General features: G+C 71.5%; 9 protein-coding genes. 8 read left to right on the plus strand and 1 reads right to left on the minus strand.

What is annotated here, in order from left to right; translation table 11 throughout:
• The first annotated feature begins 67 nt into the window (after positions 1-67).
• The 7 genes from EDF55_RS00775 to EDF55_RS00805 all read left to right on the plus strand — a co-directional run bounded on the left by EDF55_RS00775 (position 68) and on the right by EDF55_RS00805 (position 8847).
• The gene (locus EDF55_RS00775; protein ID WP_185017019.1) at positions 68-1102 is read left to right on the plus strand and encodes an iron ABC transporter permease; all 1035 of its coding nucleotides are present in this window, start codon (positions 68-70) and stop codon (positions 1100-1102) included.
• Entirely contained in the window at positions 1099-2112 is a 1014-nt protein-coding gene (locus tag EDF55_RS00780) for an iron chelate uptake ABC transporter family permease subunit (RefSeq protein ID WP_243698350.1), read from the plus strand. The genes EDF55_RS00775 and EDF55_RS00780 overlap by 4 nt, the downstream gene beginning before the upstream one ends.
• Before the next feature lie 527 nt (positions 2113-2639).
• Entirely contained in the window at positions 2640-5153 is a 2514-nt protein-coding gene (locus tag EDF55_RS00785; protein WP_123653057.1) for a glycosyltransferase family 2 protein, read from the plus strand.
• 2 nt (positions 5154-5155) lie between these two features.
• Positions 5156-6706: a chitinase gene (locus EDF55_RS00790; RefSeq protein ID WP_123653058.1), complete on the plus strand. Its 1551-nt coding sequence runs from the start codon at positions 5156-5158 to the stop codon at positions 6704-6706.
• A gap of 182 nt (positions 6707-6888) precedes the next feature.
• Positions 6889-7368 (plus strand): FHA domain-containing protein, encoded by a 480-nt coding sequence (locus EDF55_RS00795; RefSeq protein ID WP_123653059.1) that lies wholly within the window; start codon positions 6889-6891, stop codon positions 7366-7368.
• Positions 7368-8072, plus strand: coding sequence for a MerR family transcriptional regulator (locus EDF55_RS00800; protein WP_123653060.1), 705 nt, complete (start codon positions 7368-7370; stop codon positions 8070-8072). The genes EDF55_RS00795 and EDF55_RS00800 overlap by 1 nt, the downstream gene beginning before the upstream one ends.
• Before the next feature lie 250 nt (positions 8073-8322).
• Positions 8323-8847, plus strand: a complete 525-nt coding sequence (locus EDF55_RS00805) for a MerR family transcriptional regulator (RefSeq protein WP_395868411.1) — start codon at positions 8323-8325, stop codon at positions 8845-8847.
• 322 nt (positions 8848-9169) lie between these two features.
• Here the strand turns inward: EDF55_RS00805 and EDF55_RS00810 are convergent, their stop codons facing one another.
• Positions 9170-9982, minus strand: a complete 813-nt coding sequence (locus EDF55_RS00810) for a ParA family protein (RefSeq protein WP_123653061.1) — start codon at positions 9980-9982, stop codon at positions 9170-9172.
• Between the two features lie 60 nt (positions 9983-10042).
• On the opposite strand from EDF55_RS00810, the gene EDF55_RS00815 reads away from it, so the two are divergent.
• On the plus strand, positions 10043-13453 hold the full coding sequence (locus EDF55_RS00815) for a pyruvate carboxylase (RefSeq protein WP_123653062.1): 3411 nt from the start codon (positions 10043-10045) through the stop codon (positions 13451-13453).
• Position 13454 lies beyond the last annotated feature (1 nt).

The raw sequence follows: 13454 nt of genomic DNA on the forward strand, positions 1-13454 counted from the left end.
TGCGCATGCTCATGACTCGCTCGGCGATCGCCGTGGACGGTCGCACGTTAGGGTTGCCTCACCTCTCATGCGTTCCCCGTCGCCCGCGCCTCCCGCGCCCAGCTCCGTGCCCCGACTCGTCGGGGCGACCGTCCTCGCGGTCGTGGTGCTCGCCGTCGCCGTGGCGCTCAGCATCGCCTTCGGGTCGCGGCCGATCCCGCTGGCCACGGTGTTCGACGCGGTCACGCACCCCGGCCGGAACGACGAGATCGGGCTCATCGTGCTCGGCAACCGGGTCCCGCGGACCGTCGTCGGACTGCTCGCCGGTGCGGCACTCGGGGTCGCCGGCGCCGTCATGCAGGGCGTCACGCGCAACCCGCTCGCCGACCCGAGCGTGCTCGGCATCAACTCCGGCGCGGCCCTCGCCGTCGTCACCGGCATCGCGCTGTTCGGCATCAGCGGCACCGCGGCGTACCTGCCGTTCGCGTTCGCCGGCGCCGCCCTGGCGGCGCTCCTCGTCTACGGCATCGCCGCCGTCGCGAAGCGCGGACTGACCCCGGTCGGCCTCGCGCTGTCCGGCGCCGTGGTGGCCGCGGCGCTCGCGTCCATCACGACCGCGGTCCTCGTGACGAGCCAGAGCCTCCTCGACCAGCTGCGCTTCTGGCAGGTGGGTGCGCTCGCGGGCAAGGACCTCGGCACCGCCGGCGTCGTCACGATCCCGGTGCTCGTCGGGCTCGTCATCGCGTTCGCGCTCGGTCGGTCGCTGAACACCCTGGCGCTCGGCGACGAGCTCGCCGCCTCCCTCGGGCAGCGCGTCGTGCTCGTCCGCGCCGTCGGCGGGCTCGTGACCGTGCTGCTCGCCGGCTCCGCGGTCGCCGCAGCCGGCCCCATCGCGTTCATCGGGCTCGCCGTGCCGCACGCCGTCCGGCGCCTGAGCGGACCGGACCACCGCTGGACGATCCTGCTGTCGGCGATCGTCGCACCGGCGCTGCTCCTCGTCGCCGACGTCATCGGCCGGGTCGTCGCGTACCCGGGGGAGCTGCAGGTCGGCATCGTCACGGCGCTGATCGGCGCGCCGGTGTTCATCGGGCTCGTCCGGTCGAAGGCGGTGAAGGGGCTGTGAGCGCCGTGGTCGTCCGTGTGCGCGCCGCCGTCCGCGGGCTCCGACGCGAACTCGTCGTGCTCGGGGCCGTCGTCGTCGTGCTCGTCGCGCTCGTGCTCGTCGGCCTCGGTGTCGGCGAGATCCCGCTCTCCCCGGGCCAGGTCGTCGCCGCGCTCTTCGGGCACGGCGACACCGTGTCGGACTTCGTGATCGGCCAGCTCCGCGGTCCCCGCACCCTGGCCGCGCTGCTCGTCGGCGCGAGCCTCGGCGTCGCTGGGGGCATCGTCCAGAGCGTCGTCCGGAACCCGATCGCCAGCCCGGACGTCATCGGGATCACGTCGGGCGCGAGCGCGTCCGGGCTCACCGCGATCGTGCTCTTCGGCGCATCGGGGGCGTCGCTGTTCACCGTCGTGCTCATCGGCGCCGTGCTGGTCTCGCTGGTGATCGGCGGGCTCGCGTGGCGCCGCGGGATCACCGGCAACCGGGTCGTGCTCGTCGGGATCGGCGTCGCGGCGATGTCGCTCAGTGTCACCGGTTGGATGCTCACGAGCGGCACCGTGCAGCAGGCGGGGACGGCGCTCCTGTGGCTCTCCGGCAGCCTCAACGCGGTGGACCGTGGGGTCGTCGGGCTCCTCGGCGTCGGGTTCGTCGTGCTCATGGTCGCGGCGCTGGTGCAGTCGCCGCGGCTCACGGTGCTGACCCTCGGGGACGAGGTCGCGGCGTCCCTCGGACTGCGGCCGAACCGGGCGAAGGTGCTGCTGCTCCTCACCGCGGTGCTCCTCACCGCCGCTGCCGTCGCGACCGCCGGACCGGTGTCGTTCGTCGCGCTGATGGCGGCGCCGATCGCGCGGCGGCTCGTCGGCGGGGGGCGGGTCGCGCTCGGGGTGTCGGCGGCGGTCGGCGCGGTGATCGTGCTCGCGAGCGACCTCATCGCGCAGTTCGCGATCCCGGGCAACGCGCTGCCGGTCGGCGTCGTGACGGGTGTCGTCGGTGCCCCGTACCTCCTCTGGCTCCTGGCCCGAGGCCGCTGACGCGCCTGCGCGCGCGGCACCCGCCGCGCTCGCGCGCCGCGCGCCCGCCGAAACCCGCCCGCTGAGATCGCACTTCGTGTCGGGTGCCCGCGACCGAGGCGACACGGACTGCGATCTCACCGGGGGTGCCCGCGACCGAGGCGACACGGACTGCGATCTCACCGGGGGTGCCCGCGACCGAGGCGACACGGACTGAGATCGCACTTCGTGTCGGGTGCCTGCGACCGAGGCGACACGGACTGCGATCTCACCGGGGGTGCCCGCGACCGAGGCGACACCGGCGCGCGACGGGGTGACGCGCGGGGCGGGGGTGCGCCGAGCCTCCCGGCCGGGTGTGACGCGACACGCCTGCGGGTGCGCCGGTACGGGGATCCGCGCGGGATTGCGGTTTTCCGCACGGCACGCTCAGAACCCCCCTTCCGGGTGTCCACGCCCCCCGCGGTGTCCCCCTAACGTCGGACACGACCCCGGACTCCCGACAGTGCCCCACCCGAGCGAGCGCTGGTCCGGTCGAACGAAGGACACCCATGCCCGAACAGCTCGACGACGCGCCCGTGCGCCGTCGGCAGTGGGGTTCCGAGCGGCGTACCCACCCGCTCGACACCCTGCACGCCCGCCCCTCCGACCGGAAGCTCGTCTCCGGCCGCATCGCCATCATCCTGACCATCGCGTTCTGGCTCGCCTACGTGATCTACACGGTGATCCGCCAGTTCCTGAACTACGGCACCGAGAGCTTCCGGTTCACCACCGAGGCGCTGTCCTACCTGGTCGTGGTCACCTTCCTGACGTTCTCCGCGCTGATGCACCTGGTCGCACGGCAGGGGGCGCTCGAGCGCTTCGCCACTCACGTCCGCGTGCCGCGCGCCGAGCTCGACCGGCACTTCGGCGAGGGGCACGAGTCCCCGCTGACGGTCCTCGTGCCGAGCTACGCCGAGGAGCCGGACGTCATCGCGACGACGCTCTGGTCCGCCGCACTGCAGGAGTACCCGTCGCTCCGGGTGGTGCTGCTCGTCGACGACGCGCCGTTCCCGACCGACCCCGAGACGCTCGACAAGCTGCAGCGCACCCGCGCGGTCGCAGCCACCATCCAGAACCAGCTCGCCCCCGCGGCCGAGCGGTTCCAGGAGGCGCTGCTCTCCGCCGAGGTGGAGGCGTCGCACACCCCCGTCGCGACCGTCGACTCGCTCCGCACCCTCGTCGAGCACCACCGCTGGGCCGACGCCTGGCTGCGCCGGCACGCCCGGGAGCACGATGTCGTCGACCACGTCGACCACTTCTTCCACGACCAGGTCCTCGTCGCCCTGGCGGACGAGCTGCGGCTGACGTCCGAGGCACTCGAAGCGGCGATCGTGGACGCGCTGGACGCCGACGCCGGGGCGCACGGCGACGCCGGCGCTGACGCCGGGGCGCACGCCGACGCCGGCGCTGACGCCCGCGCGCACGGTGCCCTGCTCACCGAGATCCCCTCGTCCCGCGTCGTGGAACTCCAGCGCCGCCTTGCCTGGACCTTCACCGCCGAGATCACCACGTTCGAGCGGAAGCGCTTCGCGAACCTCTCGGACGAGGCGAACAAGGCGATGAACCTGAACTCGTACATCGGCCTGCTCGGCGGTGCGTACGCGTTCGACGAGACCGCGTCGGGCACGATCCTCCGCACGGTCACCGACCCGGCGACCGCCGACCTCGTCGTGCCCGCGTCGGACTACGTCCTGACGCTCGACGCCGACTCGGTCCTGCTCCGCGACTACTGCCTGCGCCTGGTGTACTTCCTCGAGCAGCCGGAGAACGCCCGCGTCGCCGTCACGCAGACCCCGTACTCGTCGTTCCGCGGCGCTGCGACCCGCATCGAGCGGCTCGCCGGGGCGACGACCGACATCCAGCACATCCTCCACCAGGGCATGTCGCGCCACAACGCGACCTTCTGGGTCGGCGCGAACGCGGTCATCCGCACCCGGGCGCTCCGTGACATCGAGGAGGTCGAGACCGTCGGCGGCTTCGAGGTGAAGCGCTACGTGCAGGACCGCACCGTCATCGAGGACACCGAGTCGAGCGTCGACCTCGGCATGCACGGCTGGTCGCTCGTGAACTACCCGGAGCGTCTGTCGTACAGCGCGACCCCGCCGGACTTCGGGTCCCTGATCGTGCAGCGGCGCCGCTGGGCGAACGGCGGGCTCCTGATCCTGCCGAAGTACCTCCGCCAGGTGCGCGAGCGTCGTGCCCGCGGCGAGCGGGTCGGCATCGTCGAGATGTCCCTCCGCGTCAACTACATGGCGTCGATCGCGTGGGCGTCGTTCGGCCTGATCTTCCTGCTGGCCTACCCGTACGACTCGCGGCTGCTCAGCCCGATGGTGCTCCTCGCCGCGCTGCCGTACTTCTGGCTGCTGAGCAGCGACCTGAAGTACTGCGGGTACAAGCGCACGGACGTGCTCCGCATCTACGGCTTCAACCTGATCCTGATGCCGGTGAACGTGGCCGGCGTGCTGAAGAGCATCCAGCAGGCACTGACCGCGAAGAAGATCCCCTTCGCCCGCACGCCGAAGGTCCGGGACCGGACCGCCTCCCCGGCGCTGTACGTCCTCGCGCCGTACGCGATGGTCGTCTTCTCGGTGTTCACGTTCGTGCGCGACTTCCACGCGGGCAACTGGGGCAACGCGGTGTTCGCCGCGTTCAACGCCCTGCTCGCGATGTACGCGATCGTCGCCTACATCGGGATCTGGAACTCCGTGGTCGACGTCTTCATCTGGGCGACCGGGTGGATGTTCTACGACCCGGCTGCCCGTGCGGCGCGGAAGCAGGCACGCAAGCAGGCGCGGCAGCAGGCGCGGGCCGGGCGCCGCGGCGCGAGCACGGGCACGGGCATGCCGACGCTCGAACCCGTCACCGAGGACTGGCGCGCCGTCCTCTACTTCGGGGACCGCGGCCAGACCATGCCGAAGCGCCACCACGCCGACGTCGTCGGCGCGGGCCGCACCGGCAGCACGACCGGGACCGGCCACACCGGCACGACGACCACCGACACGAACGAGAAGACGGCCGCCTGACCATGTCGACCACGAAACGCCTCTCCCCGCTCCGCGTCGGCCTCGCCGCCGTCGTGGCCGTCGCCCTCCTCGCCGCCGGCTACGCCGGCTTCGACCGCTGGCAGTCCGCGCAGGCCTCGGAGACCCAGCAGTCCTGGTTCGCCGCGTACACCGACGTGACCGCCACCCCGACGTTCGCCTTCGAGGACGTCAAGTCCACGAAGGGCCGCAACGTGATGCTGTCCTTCGTCGTCGCGGACAACGACGCCGCCTGCACCCCGACGTGGGGCTCGTTCTACTCACTCCAGGGTGCGTCGGACCAGCTCGACCTCGACCGGCGCATCGCCCGCCTGCAGCAGCAGCACGGCGAGGTCGGCGTGTCCTTCGGCGGCCTGTCCAACGACGAGCTCGCGACCACCTGCACGAACAGCGCCGACCTGGTGGACGCCTACACGACCGTCGTCAAGCGCTACGACGTCAGCACGGTCGACTACGACGTCGAGGGTGACGACCTGACGAACCACGCCGCGGGGGAGCGCCGCGCGAAGGCGGTCGCGAAGCTCCAGGAGGAGCGCCGCGCCGCCGGGCACCCGCTCGCCGTGTGGCTGACGCTGCCCGCTGCACCGTCCGGACTCACGAGCGACGGCACCACCGCGGTCGCGCAGTTCCTCAAGGCCGGTGTCGACCTCGCCGGGGTGAACGCGATGACGATGGACTACGGGGACGGCAAGGGTGCGAGCCAGAGGATGTACTCCGCCTCGGTGCAGACGCTGCAGGAGGTGCACCGCCAGCTCGGTGTCCTCTACAAGCGGTCCGGCACGCCGCTGACCGACGGCACGCTCTGGCACAAGATCGGCGCGACGCCGATGATCGGCCAGAACGACGTGCAGGACGAGGTCTTCACGATGGCCGACGCGAAGAAGCTCAACACCTGGGCGACGCAGCGGGGCCTCGGCCGGATGTCGATGTGGTCGCTGAACCGGGACACGACGTGTGGGACGAACTACGTCAACCTCTCGACCGTCTCGAACTCCTGCTCCGGTGTCGACCAGGACGGCGTGCTCTTCGCCGACGTGCTCGGCAAGGGCTTCAGCGGCGGGGTCGTCGCGGCCGCGTCGGACGTCACGACCGCCGAGCCCTCGGCGACCGTGCAGCCGACGGACGACCCGTCGACCAGCCCCTACCCGGTGTGGAGCTCGGACGCGTCCTACCTCGAGGGCACGAAGATCGTCTGGCACCGGAACGTCTACGAGGCGAAGTGGTGGACCTCCGGTGACCTGCCCGACGACCCGGTGCTGAGTGCCTACGAGACGCCGTGGCAGCTGGTCGGCCCCGTCCTCGCGGGCGAGAAGCCGGTGAAGCAGGTCACCCTGCCGGCCGGCACGTACGACGCGTGGTCGGGCACCGCGACGTACGACACGGGCGACCGGGTCCTCTTCGACGGGATCCCGTACCAGGCGAAGTGGTGGAACACCGGCAACAGCCCGGAGGCCTCCACGAGCGACCCCGACGGCTCGCCCTGGGTGAAGCTCAAGGACTCCGAGATCAAGCAGATCCTGCAGGACGGCAGCTGAGCGCACTGGTCGCGATCACCACCGGACGGGAGGCGCGGTGCCAGCTGGCACCGTGCCTCCCGTCCGCCGTTCACCCGGTCCCTGTCCGCTGGCCGCGGACAGGTCGTGTCACCCGAGGACGGGGCTCTCGACGGCACCCGCGTTTCCGATACGCTTGGACGCCAAGAGGAGGAGGTCCACCGATGCCAGATCCAGTGGTCCCGCAGCCAGAGGGACAGCGCGCCCCGGAGCAGCGGCTGGTCGACACGACGCTGACCTTCAGCATGGAACTCGGAGCGGCCCTGACGCCCGAGTCCGGTGTCTCACCCGAAGAACGTGAAGCGATCAACGCCCTGCCGTCCGGCTCGGCGCTGCTCGTCGTCCGCCGCGGCCCCAACGTCGGCGCCCGGTTCCTGCTCGACTCCGACGTCACGACGGCAGGACGGCACCCCGACGCCGACATCTTCCTCGACGACGTCACGGTGTCGCGGAAGCACGCGCAGTTCCTGCGCAGGGGCACGGCGTTCACCGTGAAGGACCTCGGTTCCCTGAACGGGACGTACTTCGACGGTGACCGCATCGACGAAGCACAGCTCACCGACGGCGCCGAGGTGCAGGTCGGCAAGTTCCGCCTGACGTTCTACGCGTCCCGCGTCGACCTGGCGCGCCTGGCGAACGCGTAGTGGCTGCTCGCTCGGCCGCGGTGCGGTCGGGTTCGCCGTCCGCGGACCTGCTGACCATCGGCCAGGTCCTCGCGCGGTTGAAGCCGGAGTTCCCGGACCTGTCGAGCTCGAAACTGCGATTCCTCGAGGAACGCGAGCTCGTCACACCGGTCCGGACCGCCAGCGGGTACCGCAAGTTCTCGCCGGCGGACCTCGAGCGGCTCCGCGTCGTGCTCGGGCTGCAGCGTGACCATTACCTGCCACTCAAGGTCATCAAGGAGTACCTCGCCGACGTCGACGCCGGGCGTGACCCGGTGCTGCCCGGGGGTGGGGACGCGCCGAAGCCGTCGATCCTCGTGCGCGAGAAGCGGTACTCCCGCGACGACCTGGTGCGTGCTGCCGGGGCGTCGCCGATGCTGCTCTCCGACGCCGTCACCGCGTCGCTCCTGCCGGCGTCGGACACCTTCGCGGAGGACTCCGTCGTCGTGCTGAAGGCCCTCGTCGAACTGCAGCGGTCCGGCATCGAGCCGCGGCACCTCCGGACCTTCCGCAGCACCGCCGAGCGGGAAGTCGGGCTCATCGAGTCGGCGCTCATGCCGGTGTCCCGCCGCGGTGACGCCACGTCCAAGGCGAAGGCGCTCGAGCTCGCGCGGGAGATCGCCGGGCACCTCGAGGTCATCCGGTCGAACCTCATCCGGGCCGCGATCGGGCGGATGGACGCGTGAGCCCGGTCTCCACCGGGCCTGTCGTCCCGCCGGTGGGCTCGTCGTCCGGGCCTGTCGTTTCGTCGGTGGGCGGGCGTATCCTCGACACGCCGGACGCGCCGAGTCGGATGTACCGCGTCGGAGCCGTCGGAGTCGCTACCGTGGACCTCGGCACAACTCTCAACCCGTCGTTGAAGCTTCGGGCGGGGGCTCGATCGTCCTGGAAGGCAGTCCAATGAGTGGGAACGAAACCCCCGGTACCCCGTCAGACATGACGCGGTACGACCTCGGGTTGCTCTTCACCGACGGCCTGCCCGAACACGACGAGCAGAACGGCTACCGCGGCACCGTCGCCGCGAAGGCAGCCGGCATCAGCTACCGCCAGCTCGACTACTGGGCACGTACCGAGCTCGTCGAACCCACGATCCGCGGGGCCGCCGGCTCCGGGTCGCAGCGGCTCTACGGCTTCCGGGACATCCTCGTGCTCAAGCTCGTGAAGCGCCTCCTCGACACCGGGATCTCGCTCCAGCAGATCCGCACGGCGGTGAACCAGCTCCGGGAGTCCGGCGTCTCGGACCTCGCCCAGACCACCCTGATGTCCGACGGTGCCTCGGTGTACCTGTGCACCTCCGACGACGAGGTCATCGACCTCGTGTCCCGCGGCCAGGGCGTGTTCGGCATCGCGGTCGGCAAGGTCCTGCGAGAGGTCGAGTCCTCCCTCGTCGAGCTCGACGCGACGCCCGCGGCGGACCCTGCCGACGAGCTCGCGGCGCGCCGCGCCACTCGCGCGTCCTGACCCGCGCCCGGGCCGCGCCGCGCGCCCGGTGCCGCCGGCGGCCCGTCTGTCTGTCGAGATGCCGTCATTCGCGCATCTCGAGTCCGAACAGAGAGCATTCGTGACACTTCGACGAACCTGAGCGGCGAGTCGTGGAGCCTCGCACCACGCCTCTCGCACCACGCACGGCGCCGGGCACGGCGTCGCGCCGCCCCCAACGTGAGATCGCACTCCGTGTCGCTTCCGGTGAACCGGAGCGACACGAAGTGCGATCTCAGCGGGCGCCGGGCGCCGGGGCGCCGGGCGCCGGGCGCCGGGGCGCACGCGCGGGCGCCGGCCCGCGCTACGCGGGGTTGCCGTCGGCGTAGGGGCCGATCTTGCCCGTGCGCATGATGCGCTCGAGCAGCTGGTCGAAGTTCCGCGCCATCTCCTGCGCGGACTCGCCCGGCCACACGTGCAGCGGCTTCGCCGCACCCTGCGCCTGCTGCAGCGACGTGCGCTCCGGCAGCTGCGGGGAGAGCACGAGCGGGCCGAACATGTCGCGGAGTTCCTTGATGCGGAACTGGTGCTCGAGGGACTGCACGCGCGCACGGTTCACGATGATGCCGAGCGGCTGGAGTCGGGGGGAGAGTCCGCGGCGGATCTCCTCGATCGCGCGGAGGGCGCGGTCGGCGGCGGCCACGGAGAACAGCCCCGGCTCGGTGACGACGGTCACGCGGTCGGACGCGGCCCAGGCGGTGCGGGTGAGGGCGTTCAGCGACGGCGCGCAGTCGATGAGCACGAGCTCGTAGTCCTGCTCGACGTTGGCCAGGGCCTCTTCCAGCTTCCAGATGTCCCGGATGGAGGGGTGCGGCCCGTCGAAGTTGATCGCGGAGGGCGACCCGACCATGACGTCGATCTTGCCCTGGGAACCCTTCGTCCAGCCGGACGGCGCGATGGCCTGGCGGACGATCTTCTCCTTCGGGTTCTCGAGCACGTCGGCCACGTTGAGGTGGCCGGCGATGTTGATGTCGAGGCCGGTGGAGACGTCGGACTGCGGGTCGAGGTCGACGACCAGCGTTCGCAGGCCCTTGGCGAACGCGGCCGAGGTCAGACCGAGTGTGACCGTCGTCTTGCCGACACCGCCCTTGAGAGAGCTCACGCTGAGTACATGCACGTTGAGCAACGTTACCGCCAGTAGGGTTGTCCCACCTGACCCAGCGCTGAAAGGGCCCGCGTGTTCCGCAAGATCCTGGTCGCCAACCGTGGCGAGATCGCGATCCGTGCCTTCCGCGCGGCGTACGAGCTCGGCGCGGGCACCGTCGCCGTCTACCCCTACGAAGACCGCAACTCCCTGCACCGTCTCAAGGCGGACGAGGCGTACCTGATCGGCGAGCGTGGGCACCCGGTGCGGGCGTACCTCGACGTGTCGGAGATCATCCGCGTGGCGCTGGAGTCCGGCGCCGACGCGATCTACCCCGGGTACGGCTTCCTGTCCGAGAACCCGGACCTCGCCGCAGCGGCCGCCGCGAACGGCATCACGTTCATCGGCCCCGGCGAGCACGTGCTGGAGATGGCGGGCAACAAGGTCACTGCGAAGGAGCACGCGATCGCGGCCGGCGTCCCGGTCCTCGCGAGCACCCCGGCCAGCCGCGACATCGACGAGCTCATCGCGGGTGCGGACGCCGTCGGCTTCCCGGTCTTCGCGAAGGCCGTCGCGGGTGGTGGTGGCCGCGGGATGCGCCGCGTCGAGACGAAGGCCGAGCTGCGTGCCGCGCTCGAAGAAGCCATGCGCGAAGCCGACAGTGCGTTCGGCGACCCGACGATGTTCCTCGAGCAGGCGGTGCTCCGGCCGCGCCACATCGAGGTCCAGATCCTCGCGGACGCCACCGGCACCGACGCGGGCACGATCCACCTCTTCGAGCGGGACTGCTCCGTGCAGCGCCGCAACCAGAAGGTCGTGGAGATCGCCCCGGCGCCGAACCTCGACCCCGCGGTCGCCGCGGCGCTGCACCGCGACGCCGTCGCGTTCGCCCGGTCGATCGGCTACGTGAACGCCGGCACCGTGGAGTTCCTCCTCGACACCGTGGGTGAGCGCGCCGGCCAGCACGTCTTCATCGAGATGAACCCGCGCATCCAGGTCGAGCACACCGTCACCGAAGAGGTGACGGACGTCGACCTCGTGCAGTCGCAGATGCGGATCGCCGCGGGGGAGACCCTCGCCGACCTCGGCCTCAGCCAGGACACGGTCGCCGTGCACGGTGCCGCGCTCCAGACGCGCATCACGACCGAGGACCCGACCCAGGGCTTCCGCCCGGACACCGGCCGCATCACCACGTACCGCAGCCCCGGCGGCGCCGGTGTCCGGCTCGACGGCGGCACCGTCGCGACCGGCGCCCAGATCAGCCCGCACTTCGACTCGATGCTCGCGAAGATGACGTGCCGTGGGCGGGACTTCCCGGCAGCGGTCGCCCGCGCCAAGCGTGCCCTCGCCGAGTTCCGCATCCGCGGGGTCAGCACGAACATCCCGTTCCTCCAGGCGGTGCTCGAGGACCCGGACTTCGCCCGCGGCGACATCTCCACGGCCTTCATCGAGGAACGCCCGCAGCTGTTCAGCGGCCACGTCTCGAAGGACCGCGGCACGAAGGTCGTGAACTGGCTCGCCGACGTGACGGTGAACAAGCCGAACGGCGAGCCCGGTGCGCAGATCGTCGACCCCGCGCTGAAGCTCCCGCGCCTCGACCTCAACACGCCCGCGCCGGCGGGGCAGCGGCAGCGACTGCTGGAGCTCGGCCCGGCCGCGTGGGCGAAGGCCCTCCGCGAGCAGACCGCCCTCGCCGTCACCGAGACGACGATGCGCGACGCCCACCAGTCGCTCCTCGCCACCCGCGTCCGCAGCAAGGACCTCGTCGCGGTCGCCCCGTACGTCGCCCGGCTGACCCCGGAGCTCCTGAGCATGGAGGCATGGGGCGGTGCGACCTACGACGTCGCGCTCCGCTTCCTCGGCGAGGACCCGTGGGAGCGCCTGGCGTCCCTGCGTGAAGCGATGCCGAACATCCCGATCCAGATGCTCCTCCGCGGCCGCAACACCGTCGGGTACACGCCGTACCCGACCGAGGTCACGGACGCCTTCGTCGCCGAGGCCGCCGCGACGGGCGTCGACGTGTTCCGCGTGTTCGACGCCCTGAACGACGTCAGCCAGCTCCGCCCGGCGCTCGAAGCGGTCCTCGCCACGGGCACCGCCGTCGCCGAAGCCGCGATCTGCTACTCCGGCGACCTCCTCGACCCCGCCGAGGACCTCTACACGCTCGACTACTACCTGCGCCTCGCGGAGCAGATGGTCGAGGCAGGCGCGCACGTCATCGGCATCAAGGACATGGCGGGCCTGCTCCGCGCCAGCGCCGCCGAACGGCTCGTCACGGCGCTCCGGGAGCGCTTCGACCAGCCGGTGCACGTGCACACCCACGACACCGCCGGCGGACAGCTCGCGACCCTCCTCGCCGCCGCCCGTGCCGGTGCGGACGCCGTGGACGTCGCCGCCGCGCCGATGGCCGGCACGACCAGCCAGCCGAGCATGTCCGCGCTCGTCGCGGCCCTGGCTCACACCGAGCGCGACACCGGCATCTCCCTCGCCGCCGTCGGCGACCTCGAGCCGTACTGGGAAGCCGTCCGCCGTGCCTACGCACCGTTCGAGTCCGGCCTCGCCGGGCCGACCGGCCGCGTGTACAAGCACGAGATCCCCGGCGGGCAGCTCTCGAACCTCCGCCAGCAGGCCATCGCGCTGGGGCTCGGCGACCGCTTCGAGCAGGTCGAGGACTGGTACGCCGAGGCGAACCGCATCCTCGGCCGCCCGACGAAGGTCACGCCGTCGTCGAAGGTCGTCGGCGACCTCGCGCTGCAGCTCGCCGCGGTCGACGCCGACCCGGTGGACTTCGAGCAGAACCCGCAGAAGTACGACATCCCGGATTCGGTGATCGGGTTCATGGCCGGCGAGCTCGGGGAGCTCCCCGGCGGCTGGCCGGAGCCGTTCCGCTCGAAGGTGCTCGAGGGCCGGAACATCGTCCCGACGATCACCCCGGTGCCGGACAGCGAGCGTGCAGCTCTCGCGACGCCGGGGGACGCCCGCAAGCAGGCGCTCAACCGCCTCCTCTTCGAGGCCCCGACCAAGGCCTTCCAGCAGGTCCGCGACGAGTACGGCGACCTCTCGGTCGTGTCGACCGTGGACTACCTCTACGGCCTCCGCCCCGGCGAAGAGCACGTGGTGCCGCTCGGCAAGGGCGTGAACCTGCTCGTCGGGCTCGAAGCGATCGGCGAAGCCGACGAGCGCGGCATCCGCACCGTGATGGCGACCCTCAACGGGCAGCTCCGTCCGGTGTACGTCCGCGACCGCTCGATCACGGTCGAGACCAAGGCCGCCGAGAAGGCGGACAAGACCGACCCGAAGCACGTGGCGGCGCCGTTCTCCGGCGTCGTGACGCTCAAGGTCGCCGTCGGTGACGCCGTCGAGGCCGGGCAGGCCGTGGCGAGCATCGAGGCGATGAAGATGGAAGCGGCCATCACGGCACCCACTGCGGGTGTCGTCGGCCGTCTCGCGATCCCGGTGACCCAGCAGGTGGACGCCGGAGACCTCCTGGTGGTGCTGCAGTAAC

This window comes from Curtobacterium sp. ZW137, from assembly GCF_003762905.1.
In the GTDB taxonomy this organism is placed as follows: domain Bacteria; phylum Actinomycetota; class Actinomycetes; order Actinomycetales; family Microbacteriaceae; genus Curtobacterium.

What these genes read in the sequence shown, in the direction of transcription:
- EDF55_RS00775 (WP_185017019.1), top strand. Translation starts at nt 68, where the DNA reads ATGCGTTCCCCGTCGCCCGCGCCTCCCGCGCCCAGCTCCGTGCCCCGA.
- EDF55_RS00805 (WP_395868411.1), top strand. Translation starts at nt 8,323, where the DNA reads ATGACGCGGTACGACCTCGGGTTGCTCTTCACCGACGGCCTGCCCGAA.
- EDF55_RS00785 (WP_123653057.1), top strand. Translation starts at nt 2,640, where the DNA reads ATGCCCGAACAGCTCGACGACGCGCCCGTGCGCCGTCGGCAGTGGGGT.
- EDF55_RS00795 (WP_123653059.1), top strand. Translation starts at nt 6,889, where the DNA reads ATGCCAGATCCAGTGGTCCCGCAGCCAGAGGGACAGCGCGCCCCGGAG.
- EDF55_RS00790 (WP_123653058.1), top strand. Translation starts at nt 5,156, where the DNA reads ATGTCGACCACGAAACGCCTCTCCCCGCTCCGCGTCGGCCTCGCCGCC.